We start from the raw sequence: 22,141 nt of genomic DNA on the forward strand, positions 1-22,141 counted from the left end.
GGACAAGACGCGCATTCGCGCGAGCAGGGGTAGCCGGCGCCATGGCGCTGAGCGGGTTGATGACAGCGTGTACCACGGCCACGCCGGTGGCTGGGACGGGCGGGGCCGTGGGCGTGGTGCCCAGCCCGGCCACCATCCAGGGCGGCAGCGAGACCGTGCCGCCGCTGGCGCCGCGCGAATTTCGCGCCGCCTGGGTCTCGACGGTGGCCAATATCGACTGGCCGTCGCGCGCCAATCTGCCGGCCGAGAAACAGCAGGCCGAGGCACTGGCCATCCTGGACCGCGCCAAGGCCATGAACCTGAACGCCATCGTGCTGCAGGTGCGGCCCAGCGCCGATGCCATCTATCCATCCAAGCTGGAACCGTGGACCGAGTACCTGAGCGGCACCCAGGGCCAGGCGCCGCAGCCGTGGTACGACCCGCTCAAGTTCTGGGTCACCCAGGCCCATGCGCGCGGGCTGGAGTTGCACGCCTGGTTCAACCCCTACCGCGCGCGCCACGCCACCGCCAAGTCGCCCCCCTCGCACGACCATATTTCCAAGGCCAATCCGGCGGCGGTGAAGAGTTACGGGCGCTTTTTGTGGATGGACCCGGGCGAAGAGTCGGCGTCCAAGCACACCCTGGACGTGATCCTCGACGTGGTGCGCCGCTACGACATCGACGGCGTGCACCTCGATGACTATTTCTATCCGTATCCGATCGAAGCGCCCGGCGCCAGCGGCGCGGAAACGGCCGCGCTCGACGGCGCCTACGTGCCCAAGGCCGAACTGGAGTTTCCCGACCAGCCGGCCTGGCAGCGCTACCTGCTCTCCGGCGGCAAGCTGGAGCGTGCCGACTGGCGCCGCCAGAACGTCAACAAGCTGATCGAAGCGATGTACGCCGGCATCCACCGCGAGAAAAGCTGGGTGCGTTTCGGCATCAGTCCCTTCGGCATCGGCCGTCCGGACCGGCGCCCGCGCGGCATTGTCGGCTTCAGCCAGTACGACAAGCTGTACGCCGACGCCGAACTGTGGCTCGCCAACGGCTGGCTCGACTATCTTTCGCCCCAGCTGTACTGGGCCATCGGCCAGGCCCCGCAAGCCTACGACGTGCTGCTCGACTACTGGGTCGGGCAAAACGGCAAGCGGCGCCACATCTGGCCCGGTTTGTTCACCAGCCGCATCGGGGCTGCCAGCAAGGGCTACCAGGCCAACGAAATCGTGCAGCAGATCGGCGTCACGCGCAGCCGTCCGGGCGCCGGCGGCCACGTGCATTTCAGCATGGTGGCGCTGATGGATAACCGCCAGGGCATCAGCGAGCAGCTCAAGAGCGGCCATTACGTCGCGCCGGCGCTGGTGCCGGCCTCGCCGTGGCTGGGCGACGACGCGCCCGGCTTGCCGACGGTCAGCGCGCGGCGCGAGGGCAACGGCGTGGCCTTGAAACTGACGGCCGGCAAGGCCAACGCGCACTATGCGATCTGGTCGCGCCACGGCGGCGAATGGCGTTTTGCGGTCGTGCCCGCTTCGCGCGCCGACTGGACCGTGCTGGACGACGCCAAGCTCGGCCCGGCCAGCGCCGTGTTCGTCAGCGCGGTCGACCGCCTGGGTAACGAGGGCGAACGCCTGTCGGTCCTCAAGCCATGAGTGGCCTGGGCCTCGGCATCGATGCCGGCGGCACCCGCACGCGCTGGGCGCTGGCGGCGGCTGGCGGCGCCATCGTGGCCGAGGGCGAGGTGGACGGTTTGTCGGCCTTGCAGATGGGCAGCGTGGACGGCCGTGCCAGCGTGCAAGCCAGTTTTGCCGCGCTGGCGGCCACCGTGCTGGTCCATGGCCGTGCGCAGGCGGTGCGCGCCGGGCTGACCGGCTTTGGCGGTGATGGCGCGCAGTTGCAAGCGTGGCTGGCCGGACCGCTCGGTTTGCCGGATGAACAGGTCGTGCTGTGCAGCGATATCGAGATTGCCTATCTCGCCAGTTTTGCGCCGGGCGAGGGTTACCTGGTGTATGCCGGCACCGGATCGATCGGCGCCTGGATCGATGCCGACGGCGTGTTCCAGCGCGCCGGTGGACGGGGCGTGATGCTCGACGACGGCGGTGGCGGTTTCTGGATCGCGCGCGAGGCGCTGCGCCACATCTGGCGTAATGAAGACGAGCAACCGGGCCGCTGGCGCGCCTCGCCCATGGCGCAGGCGGTGTTCGCGCAGATTGGCGGCGACGACTGGGCGCTGTCGCGCCAATTCATCTATGGACAGGAACGCGGCGCGGTGGGCCGGCTGGCGCTGGCGGTGGCCGCCAGTGCGCAGGCCGATCCGGTGGCGGCCGCGATACTGGAGCAAGCGGGCCACGAGCTGGCGCGCCTGGCGCTGGCCTTGACGGCGCGTTTCGGCGCGCGGCCAGTGGTGCTGGCGGGACGCGCCGCCGCGCTGCATCCCTTGATTGTGAACACAATGCGCGCCAGCTTGCCGGATACGATAAGCTTGACGCAGACGACGGCACGCGCTCATCATGCAGCGGCGCGGATTGCCGCGACCACCCTCGTCGTTCCCGTGCCAAGGCAGCACTCGGCGGGAGCGACGGGGTAACGAGAACTCACCTCTACCTCTACTCGCCGATGAAAACCCTGCTCGCCACGCTCCTGATCGCCCTGCTCACCGGCTGCGCCACCGGCCCCGCCATCGACCACACTTATTCCGCCAAAGGCCAGAGCAGCCGCGTCAAGTTCGTCATCCTGCACTACACGGCCATCAACCTGCCGCAATCGATCAAGGTCCTGACCCAGCAAACCGTGAGCAGCCACTACCTGCTGACCGACGAAACCAGCCCCATCATCTACGGCCTGGTCGATGAAACGCGCCAGTCCAACCACGCCGGCGTATCGAACTGGAAAAACTACACCCTGCTCAATGGCAGCTCGATCGGCATCGAAATCGTCAACCCCGGCTTCACCGACACGCCCGGCGGCCGCATCTGGTATCCCTTCCCGCAAGCCCAGGTGGACCGCCTGATCGCGCTGCTGCAAGACATCGTCAAGCGCCACAATATCCCTCCGGAAAACATCCTCGGTCACAGCGACATCGCCCCCCAGCGCAAGCAGGACCCGGGTCCGATGTTCCCGTGGTTCCAGCTGGCCCAGCAAGGCCTGGCGGTCTGGCCCGACGCCGCCAAGGTGGCTGCCGTGCGCCCCGGGTACGACCTGCTGCTGCCCGACGTGGCCTGGTTCCAGGCGCGCCTGGCCACGGTCGGCTACGCGGTACCGCAGACCGGCCTGCTCGACGAAGCGACCCGCAACGTCATCGGCGCCTTCCAGATGAAATACCGCCCGGCCACCATCGACGGCACGCCGGATGCCGAAACGGCGTCCCTGCTCGACGCGCTGACCGCGCCCGCCGCCAAGCCGGCGGCATAAGCGGAGCAGACCATGCACCTGCGCCACATCGACGTGTTCCACGCCCTCATGCAGGCGGGGATGATCGGCGGGGCACCATCATGATCGAGGGCTGGCCGATCGAACAGCTGGGCCAGAGTGCCGACTTCCGGCACTTGTCGGATATTGCCGGGATTGCCGTCGACCTGCGCTATGCGGGCGTCGATAACTTCACCGGGCGCGACCTGTACTCGCCATTCGACTGCGCCTGGCTGCACCGCGACGCGGCGGCAGCGCTGGAGCAGGTGGTGGCCTGGCTGGCGCGCGAGCGGCCCGGCTGCACCGCGCTGGTCCTCGACGCGCTGCGCCCGCAGCGGGTGCAGGAAGCGCTGTGGGATGCGCTCGACGGTACCGGCCTGCGCATGTACCTGGCGCCGCCCGAGCGCGGTTCCATCCACTCCTTCGGCATGGCGCTCGACATCACGATTCTCGACGAACACGGGCGTGAACTCGACATGGGCACCGCCTTCGACGACATGAGCGAGCGCTCGCACCCGGCGCGCGAAGCCCTGCTGCTGGCGCGCGGCGAACTGACGCCGCTCCAGGTGGAAAACCGGCAACTGCTGCGCGCGGCGATGGCGCAGGCCGGTTTTGTGGGCATTGCCAGCGAATGGTGGCACTTCGATTGCGGCGACCGCGACCGGGTGCGGCAAACCTTCCAGCGCGTGCTGTAAAGCGGCGCCAGCGCGTCGCAGCGCTGGCTGTTACCATAAAGCACTTTCAACATCCGGCGCACGCTGCCCCTGCCCATGAACATCAGCCTGGACGACCAGATCGGCGACGCCGAGGTCATTGCCCTGTATCGCGCCAACGCGTGGTCCTCCGCCGACAAACCGGCGCAGCTGATGGCGGCGCTGCGCAACTCGCACAGCCTGGTCACGGCGCGCGAGAATGGCGTGCTGGTCGGCATCGGCAGTGCCATCTCGGACGGGCATCTGGTGGTTTATTATCCGCATTTCCTGGTCGACCCGGCGCACCAGCGCAAGGGTATCGGACGCCTGATGATGCAAGCGCTGTGCGCGCGCTACGCAGGCTTTCACCAGCAGATGCTGACCGCCGACGGCGACGCCATCGCCTTCTACGAATCGCTGGGCTTCACGCGCGCCGGCCGCACCGCGCCGATGTGGATCTACGCCGGCAGCGAACACTGAAACAAGTGCTTCTCAGCGGATCGGCAATCAAGGCGGCGCACTGCGGAGCGCTACTGGCCAGGGCGTCCCTCGTCAATCCAGGTTTGCGTTTCTTTCATGCCAAGCCGGTAACGCGCACAGTTAAAATCTGCCAGGATGTTCAGTTCCTGGGCTAGCAATTGCTGGAACCTTGCCGTGTCCTCGGCATCTCTTCCAACACCGCCGGGACTTGGTTCGGAATATAGGTACTGCCGCTGAGGTTGACTACCTTCGTGCGAATCGCGCCGAGTGACGCAACATCAACTAACAAGTCATGCATGAGTACGGCGTGCACATTGCGAATCAGGCTGGTGTTGAGCCCTTGCATGGGAACAGCATCCACAATGAACTCAATGGCAGCTTTGTGATTGAGCAGCATGACAGCATCGCTGTCGGTAGCGGCAGCGCCGCTTTTGAAGAGCTCTGCCGTATCCAGAAGCGTGTAGCGATTGCCTTCGAGACGAGACGACGACCATGAAAGGTCGATGAGTAATTGCTCCAGCACTTTCCGAGCATAGGTGCCGGCGGGAAGTTGGCCTGGGAGATGACCGAGCGCAAGCAGTTCTTCTGCGAGTTCAGGCGGCAGCAAGAAAGTGCTGTTGGGCTTGTAGTCGTCAACGAATTCCCGACGATACGTGACGGGTGTACGCGCAGCCAAGGGCATTGTCAGTTGTTGCCGGAGCTGAAGGCTTTCCGCGCGCCAGCGGGGGCCAAGCTCGACTGGTTGTATTGTGGCAAGTAATGGTGTCGCCACCTGTTCAGGGGGAACAGCCGCGTTCGTTGTGAGCAGGCGATAGCGCGTAGCGCGGGCTTTGCCTGCGACCTCGACCTGCCCGCCAGATGCCAATTTGGACAACAGTCGCTTGACCGCATCCTTGCTTGATCCGGTGGCGTTAACCAATTGCGACGATGAGACGTACTCATCTCCAGCCTTGGCCATGTCAGTCAAGACTTGTAGGAGAACTGCGGTGGTAAGGCGGCCGTTATAGCGCATCGATTGGCTCGGTAGTGTGAACCGATTCTACCGACATTACGCTGATTCGGTAGTATCGGTGCAATTTTCCAGTATCGGTGCAGTTTTCTAAGTATTGGTGCGGTTTTGATTAGTATCGGTGCGATATTGGCCAGTATCGGTGTGATTCCAGATAATTCGCTTGGGCTAATTAACGGTGCCGGAGCGGGCCACCCAATCGACCAGCGCATCGAGCACGGCGCGGCCCTTGCCGTTGCCGATCAGCTCGCTGTTGATCATGCCTACCACCACGCATTGCTGCCCGTTCGCATCGCGCACGTAACCGGCCACCGCCACCACGTTGCGCAAGGTGCCGGTTTTCAGGCGCGCGCGCTGGGCCGCCGGGCTGTCGGCCAGCCGCTTGCGCAGGGTGCCGTCCAGCGCCGCGATCGGCAGGCTGCTCATCAATTCCGGCGACCAGTTGCTGCGCAGCCCGGCCTGCAGCACACCACCCATCTGCAGCGCACTGATGCGCTCGATGCGCGACAGGCCCGAACCATTTTCCAGCACTAATCCCGTATCGTCGATGCCGCGCGCGCGCATCCAGTCGCGCACGGTACGGTCGGCGCGCGCTACGGTGGTTTCGCCCGGCACCGTGGCCAGCGCGCGGCTGCCCACCACCGGATCGGCTTCCAGGCTGCCCAGGCTCAGGAACACGGTGCGCGCCAGGGTGTTGTCGGAGCTCTTGTTGTAGTCGCGTACGATGTCGGGCAGGGTGCGCGACACATGCTCGGCCAGCAGGCGCGTGGCCGCCGGCGTGGCCGCTTCGATGGTGTCGCCCGCCAGCACCCCGCCCAGGCGTTTCCAGATGGCGCGGAACAGGCGGTCGAGGTAATCCTGGCGGTCGAGCAGGTTGACCCGGTAGGACTTGGCGCAGTGCTTAGGAAAACTGCCCTTGAGCAGCACCGTGATCTTGCCGAGCCGGTCGCGCTGCACGTCCGGCTGCTTCCAGCCATTGGCCCAGCTGCCGCAGTCGGCGTCGACCAGGGTCATGGCCGAGCTGATGGTCACGCCGTCGAGTGCCGGCCAGGCCACCGCCGCCACGCTGGCGCCCGTCGAGCGCAGGTCGAGTTCGAGCATGTTCTTGTTGACCATCAGCGCGTCGGGAATCACGTTGGTGTAGGCCTCGGGCGATTCGTCGAACTGCGGCGCGCCGATATCGGGCCGGGCCGGGTTGAACAGCTGGCGGTCCAGCACCAGGCGCCCGTCGATCTTGCGGATGCCCTGGTTGCGCAGTGCTTGCAGCATGCGTTCGAGCACCTCGCCGCTGAAATCGGTGTCGGCCCCGCCGCGCAGCACCAGGTCGCCGCGCAGCACGTCGCCGGCTACGCTGGCGCCGCTGCGCAGCTCGGTGCGTCCGCGAAACGCCGGCCCCAGCTGGTCGAGCGCGACCAGCGTGGTCACCAGTTTCATGGTCGAGGCGGGATTGAGCGGACGCTCGGCCAGGTGCGACAGTAGCGCCACGTCGCCGCGCAGCACCAGCGCGCTCATCGCATCTTCGGGAATGTTGGCATCAAACAGCAACTGGCTGACCGGCGCCGGCAACTGGGCGCTGGCGGCTTGGCTAAAAGCCAGCAGGACGGCAAGGGCGAGTGGACGCAGCATGGCAATTCCCATGATCAACCGAAGAACAGGTAAGCGACAAAGATGGCCGAGACGATGCCGGCCAAGTCGGCGATCAAGCCGGCCGAAATCGCATAGCGCGTCTTGCGGATGCCCACCGAGCCGAAGTACAGCGCCACGATGTAGAAGGTGGTGTCGGCCGAGCCCTGGAAGATGCAGGCCAGGCGCCCGACGAAGGAATCGACGCCGTAGGTGGTCATGGCATCGATCATCATCGCCTTCGATCCGCTGCCGGAAAGCGGCTTCATCAGCGCGGTCGGCAGCGCCGGGGTGAATTCGGTGCGCATGCCGAGGTTGATGAACACCCATTCCAGCCCGCGCACCACAAAGCCGAGCACGCCCGAATTGCGGATCACGCTGATTGCCACCAGCATTCCCACCAGATAGGGAATGATGGTCAGCGAGGTCTGGATGCCGCCCTTGGCGCCTTCGATGAAGGCTTCGTACACATTGACCTGCTTGCGCATGGCGCCGAGGATGAAGATGATGATGATCGAGAACAGGATCAGGTTGCTCGACACGCGCGATACCAGCTCGATTTCCGGCTTGGTGAGGTAGTTGGTGAAAAAGAAGACCAGCGAACAGATGGCGGCCGTCATCCCGCCCAGCCAGCCGAGCACGACGCGGTTGAGCAGGTTGATGCGCTGCTTGATCGACACCACGATGATGCCGGTCAGCGTCGCCACGTAGGTGGCGATCATGCAGGGAATGAAGATGTCGGACGGGTCCTTGGCGCCCAGGATGGCGCGCTGGGCCATGATGGCCAGCGGAATGAGCGTCAGTCCGGAGGTGTGCAGTACCAGGAACATGATCTGGGCGTTGCTGGCCGTGTCCTTGTCGGGATTAAGCGTCTGCAAGCTTTCCATGGCCTTCAAGCCGAACGGGGTGGCGGCGTTGTCGAGCCCGAGCAGGTTGGCGGAAAAATTCATCACCATGTGGCCGGTGGCCGGGTGGTCTTTCGGCACGTCGGGAAAGATGCGCGAGAAAAAGGGCGAGATCACCTTGGCCAGCCAGCCGATGGCGCCGGCTTTTTCGCCGATGTTCATGATGCCGAGCCACAAGGTCATCACGCCGGCCAGCGGCAGGGCAATATCCATCACGCCCATCTTGGCCGACTCGAAGGTGCCGTCGACGATCTTCTTGAAAATCTCGGTGTCGCCCAGGAAAATCCACTGCGCCAGCGCCGCCAGGAAGCCGACCAGGAAAAAGCCGGACCAGATGTAATTTAATGCCATATCGTATTCGTTTCGCGTTGATGGGCGGATGTTGCAGCGAGAGTATAGGCGCAGGTTACCCCGAATTAAGGAAACCATGCAGCCCGACGATGTAAAAAGCCGGCAGGCATCACTGTGGCCTATCATACCCACCGGACCACGAGGACTTGCCATGACGATTCGCCGCCTTCTTGCCGCCAGCGCGGCCGCCCTGCTGCTCGCCGCCCCCGCCTGGGCGGGCGAGAAAGTCCTGCACACCTTGCTGACCACCAGCGAAACCGGGCTCGACCCGGCGGTGGCGTCCGATATCGCCACCCTGAGCCTGCTGGAAAACCTGTTCGACCCGCTGCTGCGCTACGATTACGACGCGCGTCCGGTGGCCCTGCGCGCCAACGCGGCTGCCGCGCTGCCGGAGGTGAGCGCCGATGGCCTGGTGTACACCTTCCGCCTGCGCCCCGGCATGCTGTTCAGCACCGATGCGGCCTTTCGCGGCGCGCGGCGCGAGGTGACGGCGGCCGACTATGTTTACAGCCTCAAGCGCCTGTACGATCCGGCCCTCAAGTCGCCATGGCTATTCCTGTTCGACGGCAAGCTCAAGGGCGACGCCGCGCTCAAGGGCGATTTCAGCCAGGCCACCGAGATCGCCGGCCTGCAGGCACCCGAGCGCCACACCCTGCGCATCACCCTGGCCGCGCCGGACAAGAATTTCCTGTTTTACCTGGCGACGCCGGCCACGGGCGCGGTGGCGCGCGAGGTGATCGAGGCCTATCCTGGCCAGGCCGGCAACCATCCGGTCGGCAGCGGCCCGTTCCGCCTGGGCGAGTGGAAGCGCAGCGACAAGATCGTGCTGCTGGCCAACCACGACTGGGGCATCACCCGGCACGGCCGGCGCCTGCCGCTGCTGGACCGGGTCGAGGCGCGCATCGCCGAGGAATTCCAGGGCCGCATGCTGGGCTTTTTGGGCGGCGAGGTCGATTACCTGGAACAGGTGCCGGAATCGCTGACCGACATGGTGATCCGCAACGGCCAGCTCAAACCCGAACTGGCGGCGCGCGGCATCGCGCTGAACCGCTTCCCGGTGCTCCAGACATATTATATGTGGATGAACATGGAAGACGCGCTGCTGGGCGGCTACGGCAAGGACAAGGTGGCCCTGCGCCGGGCGATTGCGCTCAGTTACGACAGCGCGGAAGATATCGGCCTGCTCAAGAAAGGCTTCGCCCTGCGCGCCGAATCGCCGCTGCCGCCGAATGTGCTGGGCTACGACCCCGCCTACCGCAGTCCGGTACCGTACAACAAGGCGCTGGCGCAAGCGCTGCTGGAGCGCTTCGGCTACCGCCAGCGCGACCCGGACGGGTTCCGGCGTGGTCCGGACGGCAAGCCGCTGACCCTGGCCATGCACAGCGAGGCGACCGTCGGCGGGCGCCTGCGCGACGAGCTGTGGCGCAAGAACCTGAACGCCATCGGCTTGCGCGTGGTGTTTCGGACCGACAAGAAGACCGAAATCATCAAGGCTTCGCGCCTGGGCAAGGTGCAAATGTTCGAGAGCAACTGGATCGCCGATTTTCCGGACGGCGACAATTTTTACCAATTGCTGTACGGCGCCAACCGTGGCCGCGCCAACTATGCGCGCTTCAACTTGCCGGCCTATAACGAGCGCTACGAACAGGCGCGCCAGCTGGGCGACTCGCCGGCGCGCCAGAAACTGTATGGCGAAATGAACCAGTTGATCCACGCCTACAACCCCTGGGTGCCGCTGACCCATCCGCTGTCGGCTGACCTGCAGCATCCGTGGCTAAAAAACTACAAGCGCCATCCTGTCGAATTCACTACATGGCGCTACCTCGATATCGATCCGGAACAGCGCGAGCGCGCCAGTAAAATGGCACGTTGATGCATTGTGAATATTGCACTGGCCGCAAGCATGCCTTGAAGTTATAGTTGCCTTAGGAAATTTCATTAGCCGGCCTGCGTGCATTCGATGGATGACGTCGTGCCAAGAAAAACCAAGGAGAAACCGTGGAGTTAAGCAAGCTGGCGCAACTGATTGCCCTGATGTGCGTGGCCGGCCCGGCCTTGGCGCAGGTGGCCGAGCCGCCGATGGCGCGCGTGGAAATCACCGGCAGCAGCATCAAGCGCATCGCCAGGGAAGGTGCGCTCCCGGTCGAAGTGATTTCGCGCAAGCAGATCGAAGCCCAGGGCATCGTCAACGCCGAGCAACTGATCGCCACCCTGAACATCAACGGCAACGGTTCCGACAATCTTGCCAGCAACGCCGACGTCACCTCCGGCTCGCAGCGCGGCAACAATGGCGCCTCCTCGGCCAACCTGCGCGGCCAGGGCGCCGACAGCACCCTGGTGCTGCTCAACGGACGGCGCGTGGCCACCCATGGCATGAAAGGCTCGGCGGTCGACCTTAATTCGATTCCCTTCGCGGCGGTCGAGCGGGTTGAAGTGCTGAAAGATGGCGCCTCGGCCATCTATGGCACCGATGCCATCGGCGGCGTGATCAACTTTATCCTCAAGAAAAACTACAAGGGCCTGGAAGCGCAAGCGTTTACCGACGTCACCGAAGCGGGCGGCGGCAACATCGCCCGTTACCAGGTCACGGGCGGCTTCGGCGACTTGCAGGAACAGGGTTTCAACCTGCTGTTCGCCCTCTCCACGGGCGAAAACAAGGCCCTGCGCGGCGACCAGCGCGATTTCGTCAACACCTTCCAGCCCGAGCGTGGCGTGGCGGTCGATACGCGCGGCGCGCCGTTCGCCAACGTCTTTGCAACCAGCCTGGGCAACACCATCTTCAGCCGCTCCAGCAACACCGGACCAGTGCAGCGCGGTACCACGCAAGCCTATTCCGGCGTCAGCCTGCTGGACTTGCCGGGCGGCGCAGGCTGCAATTCGGTCAATGGCATGGGCGCCTACGACGACAAGCTGTGGGATACGCCGTCGGGCGGCCTCGGCTGCGCCTGGGATACCGGACGCGCGGCCGTGCTCCAGCAGCCCGTGAAGAACAGCAACTTCGTCACGCGCGCCACCATGCGCCGTGGCGGGCACGAATTGTTCGCCGAGCTGGTGGGCGCCAAGACCGAGGTCGCCAAGCGCTTCTCGCCCAACCAGGTCTCGCCGGGCGCGGCCACCTTCCCGGCCAGCTCCTTCTATCCGAGCACCGGCGCGGCGTATAACGAGGTGTTCAATGCCCTGGTGGCCGAATTTCCATCGATCGAGGCCAACCGTGGCTTGCCGATCGCCTACCGCTGGCGCTGCATGGATTGCGGCGACCGCGAAATCGCCACCGAAAGCAAAGCCGGCCGCCTGCAACTGGGCGCCGACGGCCAGATCGGCAAAGTCGACTACAAGGTCGGCCTGGCGCGCGCTACCAGCGAATCGGAATCGACGCTGGGCAATGGTTACAGCTACACGGCCCCGCTGGCGGCCGCACTTGGTAGCGGGCTGATCAATCCCTTCCTGAAAGCGGGCGAGAAGCAGTCGCAGCAGGCGCTCGACCTGATCCGTGGCGCCTCGGCCGCCGGTGTCGTGCTGTACGGCGGCAAGACCACCCTGACGGCTTTCGATGCCTCGCTCTCCGGGGAGCTCTACACGCTGCCGGCCGGCCCCATCATGGCTGCGCTGGGCACCGATATCCGCAAGGAAGAATACAAATTCAATGGCGACCTGCGCAATCTCTCCGAGCGGCGCGCCATCCTCAACGCCCCTTTCGACGACGTCAATGTCCTGCCGCAAGTGAGCCGCGACATCCGCGCCATCTACGCCGAGGTGCTCATACCGGTCACCAAGGAGCTGGACCTGACGGTGGCGGCGCGCCAGGATCATTATTCGGGCTTCGGCAACACGCTCAACCCCAAGGTCTCGTTCCGTTACCAGCCGACCACGCAATGGCTGTTCCGAGGATCGTACAACGAAGGTTTCCGCGCGCCCGCGTTCAACCAGTTGTTCAACGGCATCACCGAATCGACGTACGCCGGCAAGGACCTGGCCGATCCGGGCAAGTGCGCCAGCGGCAAGGTCGACACCACCAAGCCCGGCTGCGAATCGATCACGCCGATCGTCTTTACCGGCGGCAAGTCCGACCTGGGACCGGAAACGTCGAAACAGGGCACGCTCGGGATGGTGTTCGAGCCATCCCCGCATTTCTCGGCAAATATGGATATCTGGGAAGTGCGGCGCTTCGAGACCATCAAGGAAGTCGATCTGCCGGTGATGCTGGCCAACTACAATCTATTCAAGGAGCAATTCCGGCGCGATGGCGACGGCAACCTGGCCGTGATCGACCGGCGCTGGCTCAACACGGGCGCGGCGATTACGCGCGGCATCGAAATCGGCGCCCGCACCAATGGCAAGCTGTGGGCCGGCAACTGGGCGGCCGGCATCGATGGGTCCTATTTGCTCAAGAAAAAGAGCAAGCCCCTGGAAAACGCGCCGTATAGCAAGGATGAAGTCGGCGTATTCAGCTTCACCGGCGACCTGGGCCTGAAGTGGAAGCACACCGCCTACGTCACCTTCGCCAAAGGCGACTGGAGCGCCATGTTCCAGAACGTGTATCGCAGCGGCTATACCGACCAGGTGCTGCCGGGCGTGGCCAGCGGGCGCATCGTGCCGTCCAACTACAACGCCAAGGTCGACGCGTATTCCATCTTTCATGCCAGCCTGAGCTACACTGGCGTGAAAAACCTGAGCTTCACGGCCGGGATCAAGAACCTGTTCGACAAGGACCCGCCATTTGCGATCACCTACGACGGCAACACCGGGGCCGGCAGTTCATGGGAACCGCGGGTGGCCGATCCGCGCGGGCGTTCGCTGACCCTGATGGCCAATTACAAGTTCCTTTGATTCACCAGGCGGGCGGCCCGGCACCGGGCCGTCTTCTCGAAAGCAGCCATGTCCAGTAGCGACAAGATCAGCCGGCGGGCCTTTGCCACGCTGGCGGCGGCCGTCATGCTGCCAGCCGGAGCCCACCATGCGCCACGCCCGATGCCGCGAAGCCTGATCAAACCACCGCGCCTGCGCGCCGGCGACGTCATCGGCCTGGTTGCGCCGGGCGGACGCATCAACGACGAGGGCATTGCCTACGCCGTGGCCCGGATCGAAGCGCTGGGCTTCCGGGTGCGGCTGGGGGCCAACCTGCGCGCCGTGCACGGCGGCTACGCCGGCGCGGTACAGCAGCGCGTCAACGACTTGCACAGCATGTTTGCCGACCCCGAGGTCAGGGCGATCTGGTGCATCCGCGGCGGCTCGGGCAGCATTTCGCTGCTGGCACACCTCGATTACGCGCTGATCCGCGCCAATCCCACCATCCTGCTGGGCTATTCCGACATCAGCGCGCTACAGTTGGCCATCTTGAAGCAGGCGCGGCTGGTGACTTTCCACGGGCCGGTGGCCTCGTCGGGCGTGTCGGATTATTCCACCGAGCACATGCTGGCGGTCCTGATGCACCCGCAGGAAAGCTACACCATCCCGATGGCGCTGGAAAACAGTCGGCGCGCGCTGCTGGAACCGCATTTCGCCCTGCGCACGGTGACCAGCGGGCAAGCCACCGGCCCCCTCATCGGCGGCAACCTGAGCCTGGTCAGCGCGCTGGCGGGCACGCCCTACGCGGCGGATTTCCGCAAAGCAATTCTGTTCCTGGAAGAAGTGAATGAAGCGCCCTACCGGATCGACCGCTGGCTGACCCAGCTCGACCTGGCCGTTGGGCTGGGCAATGCGGCGGCGGTGATGATCGGCATCTGCGACCATTGCGTGCCGGAAGATGAAGAACCGTCGCTCACGCTCGACGAGACGCTGGACCTGCACTTGAAACCCTTGGTGGTGCCGGCGGTGAGCGGCTATTCGTTCGGCCACATCCGCCACCAGTTCACCCTGCCGCTGGGCGTGATGGCCCGGCTCGATACGGCGCGCCAGACGCTGACCCTGCTGGAAAGCGCGGTCTCCTGAGCGGGCTCAGTGCGAGACGATCTGCGACAGCACCGAAAACGCCGGCCCGGTCTGCGGCTGCTCCAGCAGCACGGTCAGCTCGGAAAAGGTGCACATCATGGTGACCACGTTGATCTTGTTCCACGCGAGTTTTTTCAGCACGCCATGATAAATGCCGGGGGTTTTCAGGGAGTCGGGATTGAGGCGCAGGGTCAGGGCGGTCAGATTTTCCACCCGAGCAATATGGCGCTCGCTGGCAAAGGCCGATTCCACCATGTGGATCAGGGGCCGGCTGCATACCACCAGCATTTCATGCACCCCGCGCGTAACCGAGACGAAACTGCCCGGATGGCGCTCGGCCAGGTGCAGCAGTTCGCGCTGGCATTCATTGCTGTGGTCCGACAGCCGGTAGGTCACCAGGGTCAGATCGGTGCGCGTGGTCAGCTCGCTGGTGCGCGGCGAAAGCACGATCGGCGGCGAGGGCGCCGCCTGCGGCAAGCGCTCCGACAAGCGGCGCAGCGCCATCACCACCGCCGCCTGCCCCACCGGCTTCCACAAGTCCGATTCGAGCTGGGGCCGCAACTGGCGCGCCAGCTCCGACAGATTGATCAGTCCGAGCGATATCCCTTCCGTCAGGAACGCCGATTCCGACACTATTTGCTCTACTTTGGTCGCGATCGAAAGCATCTCTCTCCGGTCCTCACATGGGTAGCCGCCGCCCATTCAGCCGCGGCATACTCGGGACCCAGCCCTGCCTGCGGTGCATGTTTGTCGCTTTGTTACCGTGAATGGGTTCTCTTGGACTTTCCTACTGGCACTACTGCCTGACTGCTATTTCCTGCTGCATGTGCGCCATCGGTAAATTGTTCAGGTCGACTGAGGTCCCTGGGGATCGGGCTTGGGCAACAGCACCGGGGGAGGAGACAAACATGCCCATGCGAAGGTGAAGTGTGACGTCATGATTTTCCCGTTAACTGATTGCGCTTTATCCGGAGTGTGCCCCGTGCGCTTTAATCCATGTCACCTGAGAGTTTTTCCCGGCAACTGAGAACGAGTGTAGACCGCATCCCCGTTAAAACGCAATCGAATTGAGCTTGTTAACAGTGCGAATTGTTACATTTCTGCACGTCTTAGAGTACGCCTTCTAATTCACTTCTATGTAGGAAAAATGCCTCACATTGATATGCGTCAACAAAACATTCTTTAGGCAATTGCACAGAGTACCGTTCAGTTTCTGGAAAAGAATGTCCAAAACTGAACATTTGGTGTGCATACGACCAAATCACCCATTTTTTTGACTTGGCTTAAGAAACAGGAATAGTGTGGATTCTCTCGCGTTCACCGGACCAGTTTATCGGCGCGCTCGGGTGGCCGCCACAGCACACGTGGCCAGCAGTTATCTCATTCACTCACTGAACTACCAATGGAGAAATAATGAACTTTCGTAAAACATTGCTCGCTGCGTCGATTGCTGCACTTCCTTTGATGATGGTCGGCCAGGCGCTCGCCAGCGCACCGATCATGGCCGGGCCGACCGCCCTGCAGTCCCCGCAACAAAGCCAGGCCCTGATCGCCAAACTGGCTGCCACCCGCGCCGCCCACGGCCTCGATGCCGACCACGGTTTCTCCATTACCGTGCAGCACCCTGGCGTGATCGGTACCCGCATCAGCCGCGCCGCCCATACCTATAAAGGCGTGCGTGTGTTCCAGTCGGAATCGGTGGTGGTGACCAACGATGCCGGCGAGATCGTCAGCGAGTCGGTCTCCGACCGCCGTTCGGGCCTGGGCCAGGGTAGCGGCAATGCCGCCCTGCGCGCGCGCACCGCCAATTTCATCGTGGTGCCGCAGATCCAGAACGCCGCCGCGATCGACCTGGTGGTCAAGAAAGTGTCGCCCAACGGCGTGCACCAGACCCCGCCGAGCGCCGAACTGATCATCTACCCGATCGTCGCCACCAAGCGCGTGCCTGGCGCCCTGAACAAGTCCGAAGCCCAGCTCAACGCCACCGACCTGGTCGATGAAGTGACCGACTACGCGCTGGCCTACCTGGTCAAGACGCGCATGCTGGAAGGCACCAAGCCAGTGTTCTACGACACCGTCATCAACGCCGCCGACGGCAGCGTGATCAAGCAATGGCGCGCCCTGCAAACCGTGGCCGGCACCGGCAAGAGCCAGTACAACGGCACCGTTCCCCTGAACACCAGCCTGTCGGGCACCACCTATTCGCTCAAGGATCCATCGCGCGGCACCGGCGGCACCTACGGCATGATGGCGATCACCAATGCCAACCACAGCACCAGCGCCGGCTTGGTCTACACCAACACCACCAACGACTGGGGCGATGGCCTGCAGTACAACGGCGGCAGCACCACCAATGCCAACGGCCAGACCGCGGCCGTGAACGCCATGTGGGGCTTGATGAACACCTACGACGCGCTCAAGAACGTGCTCGGGTGGCAATCCCTGGACGGCAACAATACCTCGACCTACATCGCCGCCCACGTCAACACCAACTATGACAACGCTTACTACAGCGACGGTTGCAAGTGCATGTTCATCGGCGACGGCGGCAGCGGCTTCTACAGCCTGGGCGCGATCGACGTGATCGGCCACGAAATGGGCCACGGCGTGACCAACGCCACCTCCGACCTGACCTACAGCGGCGAATCGGGCGGCCTGAACGAGTCGAACTCGGACATCACCGGTGAAATGGTCGAAGCCTATGCCCGCGCGGGCGGCACCGGCACGGTTATCCCAAACAGCGGCAACGACTGGGCGACCGGCAAGGAAATCGCCAAATCGGGCAACCCGCTGCGCTATCTGTACAAGCCTAGCCTGGACGGTTCGAGCCCGAACGCCTGGAGCAGCTCGATCGGTAACATCGACGTCCACTACAGCAGCGGCCCGAACAACCGCATGTTCTACTTCCTGTCGCAAGGCTCGAACGCCAGCTCCTCGTCCAACTACTACAGCCAGTACCTGGTCAAGAGCCCGGCCGCGATGACCGGTATCGGCAGCGACAAGGCCTTCCGCATCTGGTTCAAGGCCAACACCACCAAGTTCACCGCCTCCACCAACTACGCCGATGCGCGCAGCAAGGTGATCGCCTCGGCCGCGGAACTGTATGGCGCGAACAGCAAGGAAGTCATTGCCGTGACCCGTGCCTACGCGGCGATCAACGTCGGTGCCGACATCGACGAAACGACGATCCCGGGCGGCGGCGTCACGATCAGCTCGCAGCCGTCGAACGTCACCGTCGCCGCTGGCTCGACCGCGACCTTCTCGGTCACCGCCACCGGCGGCACCGCGCCGTACAAATACCAGTGGCTGCGTAACGGCGCCAACATCGCCGGCGCCACCTCGGCCACCTATAGCCTGACCGCGCAAACCGCCGACAGCGGCGCCGTGTTCAGCGTCAAGGTGACTGATTCGGCCACCAGCCCGACCAGCGCCACCAGCTCCAACGCCACCCTGACGGTGAGCGGCGGTGGCGGCGGCACCACCGAGCGCATCGTCAATGGCGGCTTCGAGTCGGGCACCAACGGCTGGGCCGGCACTACCGGCGTCATCGGTTCCTACAGTGGCCAGAGCGCCTACGAAGGCACACGCTTCGCATGGCTGGGCGGCAATGGCACCACCAGGACCGAAACGCTGACCCAGTCGGTCGCGATTCCGGCAGCGGCCACTGCGGCCTCGCTGAGCTTCGCGCTGCATATCGATACCGCGGAAACCGAAAACGTGGCCTACGACAAGCTGGTTGTCACGGTCAAGAATTCGGCCGGCACCGTGCTCGGCACCCTGGCAACTTACACCAACCTGAGCAAGGCTGCCGGTTACCAGATCCGTACCTTCAACTTGCTGCCGTACAAGGGCCAGACCGTGACCCTGTCCTTCGCCATGCGTGAAGACTCGTCGCTGCAAACCTCGTTCGTGGTCGACAAAGTCAGCCTGCTTACCCAATAAACCGGGTGACCCCACAAGAGGATGGCTGGCTGTCCGTCCTCTTTTTTCAGCTCCGGCTTCGGCCGGGGCTATTTTTCTTTTAAGGAGGCCCTGATGTCACCTGGATAACCAGGCCGAATGCGAAGCAAGGAGTCAATCAGTACAAAGGGTCAACCATGCAGTTTCAACTCCAGGTCCAGGCCGCTGCCGCCGCAGGCAGCCGCCAGCATATCGCCATCGATGCCCCCAGCGAAGCCGATGCCATCCGCATTGCCGCGCGCAAGGGCTGGCGCGTCCTCGCGATCGAGCGCCCGCAGGCGCCGGCCGAAGCGCGCCGCAAGCACGCTTTTCCCCTGATGCAGTTCAGCCAGGAACTCCTGGCCCTGCTGGAAGCGGGGCTCAACCTCACCGAAGCCATCGCCACCTTGCACAACAAGGAAACCCAGCCCGGCACGCGCGCCACCATCGGCGCCATCTTGCAAACCCTACAACAGGGCAAGAGCTTGTCGGATACCTTGAACGATTTTCCCGCCATCTTCCCCGAAATCTACGTCGCCACCGTCCATGCGGCCGAGCGCTCCGGCAACCTGCCCGAAGCCCTCGGCCGTTTTGTCGCCTACCAGCTGCAATTCGAGGCGATCCGCAAGAAGCTGGTCTCGGCCGCCATCTATCCGGTGATGCTGCTGGTGGTCGGCAGCCTGGTCACCCTGTTCCTGCTCGGCTACGTGGTGCCCAAGTTCAGCGTGGTGTACGAAACTTCGGGGCGCGACATTCCCTGGGCCTCGAAAATGATGCTCGGCTTCGGCCAGCTGATGTCGGCCCATCCCTTCCTGTTTCTCGGCGCGCTGGGCGGCGTGGTGGGTGGACTGGTGTTCGCCGTCAGCCATGCTGCCATCCGCCAGCGCCTGATTCTCGCGCTGCTGCGCCTGCCGGTACTGTCCGCGCGCGCGGCCGAATTCCGGCTGGCGCGCTTTTACCGCGCGCTGAGCCTGCTGCTGCATGCCGGCATTCCCCTGTCCAAGGGGTTGGCGATGGTCTCGGCCATGCTGCTGCCCGGCCAGCAGCAGCAGCTCGACGCGGCGCGCCGCGCGGTGCAGGAAGGCTTGCCGTTTTCCAGCGCGCTGGAACAGAACCAGCTGGCCACGCCGGTCGCGCAATCCTTGCTGAAGGTGGGCGAAAACACCGGCCGCCTGGGCGACATGCTGGAGCGCTCGGCCCGTTTTCACGACGAAGAATTCGCGCGCTGGGTCGACTGGGCTTCGCGCCTGCTCGAACCCTTGCTGATGACCTTCATCGGCGTGGTCATCGGCGGCGTGGTGGTGCTGATGTACATGCCCATCTTTGAACTTGCCGGGAGCCTGTCATGAACGCCCCTGATTTTCCCCACAAGCCGGCGCTGGGCGCGCCGCTCACGGCCGCGCTGGTGCAGCAGGCGCGCCTGGCCGCGCTGGCCCAGGGCCGTCCGATGCTCGCCGTGCTCGAAGAGATGACCGGCGTCGAGCCGGAAGTGTTTGTCGCCCAGTTGGCCGCGCTGTTTTCCTATCCGCTATGGACCATCAGCGCGCTGCAAGCCGGTACCCCGGCCTTTGGCCTGATGCCCTACACCGACTGCGCCCAGCGCGAATGCGTGCTGATGGAAGGCCCTGCCGGGGTTCCCGTGCTGGTGCTGGGCGACCCCTTCGCCGACGACACCCTGCAGTGGGCCGACGCCGCCCTGCACGGCGGCTTTTCCGTGGCGCTGACGCACCCCGATGAACTGAGCGCCTACCTGGCACAGCAGGAGAACGTGCAGCAAGCCATGGCCGGCATGGCCGGCGACGCCGACCAGGTCGAGAGCCTGGACCAGAGTATCGAAGATATCTCGCTGGTGCGCATCAGCGAAGACAGCAGCCCGGTGGTCAAGCTGGTCAACTCCACCATCTACGACGCGCTCAAGTTCCAGGCCAGCGACATCCACCTCGAATGCGACGGCGACAAGCTGATTATCAAATACCGGGTCGACGGGGTGCTGGTGCAGGCCGGCCAGGTGCAGGGCTTGCAGATGGCCGAGCAGATCATCTCGCGCATCAAGGTCATGGCCGACCTGGACATCGCCGAACGCCGCATTCCGCAGGATGGCCGCTTCAAGGTGCGCGTCAAGGGCGCCGAGATCGATTTCCGCGTCTCGATCATGCCGAACATCTTCGGCGAAGATGCGGTGCTGCGCCTCTTGGACCGGCGCGCCCTGACCGAGGCGGCCCAGTCGCTGCGCCTGGAAAGCCTGGGCCTGAACGCCGACGCGATTGTGCTGATCCGGCGCCTGGCCGCCAAGCCGCACGGCATGCTGCTGGTGACCGGGCCCACCGGCTCGGGCAAGACCACCACCCTGTACGCCGCCATCACCGAGATCAACACGGGGCGCGACAAGATCGTCACCATCGAAGACCCGGTCGAATACCGGCTGCCGCGCGTGCTGCAAATTCCCGTCAACGAAAAGAAGGGATTGACCTTCGCGCGCGGCCTGCGCTCGATTTTGCGGCACGACCCGGACAAGATCATGATCGGCGAAATCCGCGACGACGAGACCGCGCAGATCGCGGTGCAGGCCGCGCTCACCGGCCACCTGGTGTTTACCACCCTGCACGCGAATAACGTGTTCGACGTGGTCGGGCGCTTCTTGCACATGGGCGTGGACGCCTACAGCTTCGCCGCCGCCCTGAACGGCATCGTGGCGCAGCGCCTGCTGCGCCTCAATTGCGAACACTGCGCGGTGGAAGTGCCGCCCGACCCGGACCAACTGCGCGACAGCGGGTTGACATCCGCACTGGTGGCCGGCTGGCGCTTCAAGGCCGGTGCCGGCTGCGGCCATTGCCGCGGCACCGGCTACAAGGGCCGCAAGGCGGTGGCCGAAGTGCTGATGCTCAACGACGCCATGCGCGAAATGATCACCACGCGCGCCCCGGTCAGCCGCATGAAGGAAGAAGCCGCGCGCGCCGGCATTCGCCTGGTGCGCGAAGCGGCGCTGGACCTGGTGCGCCAGGGAGAAACCACATTGATGGAGCTTAACCGTGTCACTTACTGAACTCTTCTCCAGCCGCACCGTGTGCGTGTCCCTGGCGCCCGACCTGCTCACCGCCGTGGTCCGCAGCGGCAAGCGCATCGTCGCCCACAGCGAAGTACGGATTCCCCTCGACCACAGCGACGGCAAATGGGATGGCGCGCTGGCGGCCTTCGGCGCCTACCTGCGCACCGCCGGCGTGACCCTGAAAGGCGTGCCGGTCTCGGTGGCGCTGACCACGCGCTGGTGCCAGCTGGGCATGATCCCCTGGAGCGACGCGCTGCTGCACCAGGGTTCGGCCGAGCGCTTCCAGCAAGCCCAGTTCATCGGCATCTACGGCGACGCCGCGCGCACCTGGTCGATCGTGTGCGACGACGCGCCCTACGGCCAGCCGCGCCTGGCCTGCGCCATCGAGCGCGAGTTCCTGCAAGGACTGCAGGACGTGGCGCGCGAATGCGGCCATCCGTGCATGGCGATCGAATCGGTGCTGTCGATCACCTGGCGCGCCATCGCCTGCGGCCACCCGCAGGCGTTCGCGCTGGTCGAACCGGGCCGCCTGGTGCTGGCCGCCGCCGCCAATGGCCGCATCCACGCGGTGCAGGCGCAAGCCCTGCGTGGCCCATGGGAGAGCGAACTGCCGCAAGCCTGGCAGCGCTGGACCCTGCGCGCGCCCGAGCTGGGCGAAATCGCCCAGGTGGCGCTGGTCAGCCTCGACGAACGGCCGGCGGCCCACGCCTTGCCCGACCACTTCGACATGGTCAAGCTGCCGCCCGCGCCAGCGCCCGGCTACGCCGCCGTGGCGATGATGAGGTGCTGA

General features: G+C 64.6%; 16 protein-coding genes. 12 read left to right on the forward strand and 4 right to left on the reverse strand.

Annotation, left to right across the window (positions count from 1 at the left end):
• The first annotated feature begins 59 nt into the window (after positions 1 to 59).
• The 5 genes from PO883_RS18135 (at position 60) to PO883_RS18155 (ending at position 4,550) form a co-directional block, all read left to right on the forward strand.
• The gene (locus PO883_RS18135; protein ID WP_289311013.1) at positions 60 to 1,622 is read left to right on the forward strand and encodes a glycoside hydrolase family 10 protein; all 1,563 of its coding nucleotides are present in this window, start codon (positions 60 to 62) and stop codon (positions 1,620 to 1,622) included.
• Complete coding sequence (locus tag PO883_RS18140) at positions 1,619 to 2,557, forward strand: N-acetylglucosamine kinase (RefSeq protein WP_289311014.1); 939 nt, start codon at positions 1,619 to 1,621, stop codon at positions 2,555 to 2,557. Before PO883_RS18135 ends, PO883_RS18140 begins: the two co-directional genes overlap by 4 nt.
• Before the next feature lie 29 nt (positions 2,558 to 2,586).
• The gene (locus PO883_RS18145; protein ID WP_289311015.1) at positions 2,587 to 3,381 is read left to right on the forward strand and encodes an N-acetylmuramoyl-L-alanine amidase; all 795 of its coding nucleotides are present in this window, start codon (positions 2,587 to 2,589) and stop codon (positions 3,379 to 3,381) included.
• Between the two features lie 80 nt (positions 3,382 to 3,461).
• Positions 3,462 to 4,073: a M15 family metallopeptidase gene (locus tag PO883_RS18150; RefSeq protein ID WP_289311016.1), complete on the forward strand. Its 612-nt coding sequence runs from the start codon at positions 3,462 to 3,464 to the stop codon at positions 4,071 to 4,073.
• A gap of 75 nt (positions 4,074 to 4,148) precedes the next feature.
• Positions 4,149 to 4,550 (forward strand): GNAT family N-acetyltransferase, encoded by a 402-nt coding sequence (locus tag PO883_RS18155; protein ID WP_289311017.1) that lies wholly within the window; start codon positions 4,149 to 4,151, stop codon positions 4,548 to 4,550.
• 151 nt (positions 4,551 to 4,701) lie between these two features.
• On the opposite strand, the gene PO883_RS18160 is transcribed toward PO883_RS18155, so the two are convergent.
• The 3 genes from PO883_RS18160 to PO883_RS18170 form a co-directional block, all read right to left on the reverse strand.
• Complete coding sequence (locus PO883_RS18160) at positions 4,702 to 5,562, reverse strand: hypothetical protein (protein ID WP_289311018.1); 861 nt, start codon at positions 5,560 to 5,562, stop codon at positions 4,702 to 4,704.
• 165 nt (positions 5,563 to 5,727) lie between these two features.
• Positions 5,728 to 7,185 (reverse strand): D-alanyl-D-alanine carboxypeptidase/D-alanyl-D-alanine-endopeptidase, encoded by a 1,458-nt coding sequence (gene dacB, locus PO883_RS18165; RefSeq protein WP_289311019.1) that lies wholly within the window; start codon positions 7,183 to 7,185, stop codon positions 5,728 to 5,730.
• 14 nt (positions 7,186 to 7,199) lie between these two features.
• Positions 7,200 to 8,438, reverse strand: coding sequence for a nucleoside recognition domain-containing protein (locus tag PO883_RS18170; protein ID WP_289311020.1), 1,239 nt, complete (start codon positions 8,436 to 8,438; stop codon positions 7,200 to 7,202).
• Positions 8,439 to 8,589: 151 nt separating this feature from the next.
• Here PO883_RS18170 and PO883_RS18175 point away from each other — a divergent pair, with 151 nt between their 5' ends.
• From PO883_RS18175 to PO883_RS18185, 3 genes are all read left to right on the forward strand, one after another.
• Complete coding sequence (locus PO883_RS18175; protein WP_289311021.1) at positions 8,590 to 10,311, forward strand: ABC transporter substrate-binding protein; 1,722 nt, start codon at positions 8,590 to 8,592, stop codon at positions 10,309 to 10,311.
• Positions 10,312 to 10,436: 125 nt separating this feature from the next.
• On the forward strand, positions 10,437 to 13,265 hold the full coding sequence (locus PO883_RS18180; protein ID WP_289311022.1) for a TonB-dependent receptor domain-containing protein: 2,829 nt from the start codon (positions 10,437 to 10,439) through the stop codon (positions 13,263 to 13,265).
• Between the two features lie 48 nt (positions 13,266 to 13,313).
• The gene (locus PO883_RS18185; RefSeq protein WP_289311023.1) at positions 13,314 to 14,366 is read left to right on the forward strand and encodes an LD-carboxypeptidase; all 1,053 of its coding nucleotides are present in this window, start codon (positions 13,314 to 13,316) and stop codon (positions 14,364 to 14,366) included.
• Positions 14,367 to 14,372: 6 nt separating this feature from the next.
• On the opposite strand, the gene PO883_RS18190 is transcribed toward PO883_RS18185, so the two are convergent.
• Positions 14,373 to 15,032 carry a hypothetical protein gene (locus PO883_RS18190; RefSeq protein ID WP_167085991.1) on the reverse strand — a complete coding sequence of 220 codons (660 nt, stop codon included), beginning with the start codon at positions 15,030 to 15,032 and terminating at the stop codon, positions 14,373 to 14,375.
• A gap of 747 nt (positions 15,033 to 15,779) precedes the next feature.
• Here PO883_RS18190 and PO883_RS18195 point away from each other — a divergent pair.
• The 4 genes from PO883_RS18195 to PO883_RS18210 all read left to right on the forward strand — a co-directional run bounded on the left by PO883_RS18195 (position 15,780) and on the right by PO883_RS18210 (position 22,141).
• Positions 15,780 to 18,308 (forward strand): M4 family metallopeptidase, encoded by a 2,529-nt coding sequence (locus PO883_RS18195; protein WP_289311024.1) that lies wholly within the window; start codon positions 15,780 to 15,782, stop codon positions 18,306 to 18,308.
• Positions 18,309 to 18,463: 155 nt separating this feature from the next.
• A complete protein-coding gene (locus PO883_RS18200) occupies positions 18,464 to 19,654 on the forward strand; it encodes a type II secretion system F family protein (protein WP_289311025.1) in 1,191 nt (396 codons plus the stop codon).
• Entirely contained in the window at positions 19,651 to 21,348 is a 1,698-nt protein-coding gene (locus tag PO883_RS18205) for a GspE/PulE family protein (protein WP_289311026.1), read from the forward strand. Before PO883_RS18200 ends, PO883_RS18205 begins: the two co-directional genes overlap by 4 nt.
• On the forward strand, positions 21,335 to 22,141 hold the full coding sequence (locus tag PO883_RS18210) for a hypothetical protein (RefSeq protein ID WP_289311027.1): 807 nt from the start codon (positions 21,335 to 21,337) through the stop codon (positions 22,139 to 22,141). Before PO883_RS18205 ends, PO883_RS18210 begins: the two co-directional genes overlap by 14 nt.

Source organism: Massilia sp. DJPM01, assembly GCF_030348125.1.
Classification (GTDB): domain Bacteria; phylum Pseudomonadota; class Gammaproteobacteria; order Burkholderiales; family Burkholderiaceae_D; genus Telluria_A; species Telluria_A frigida.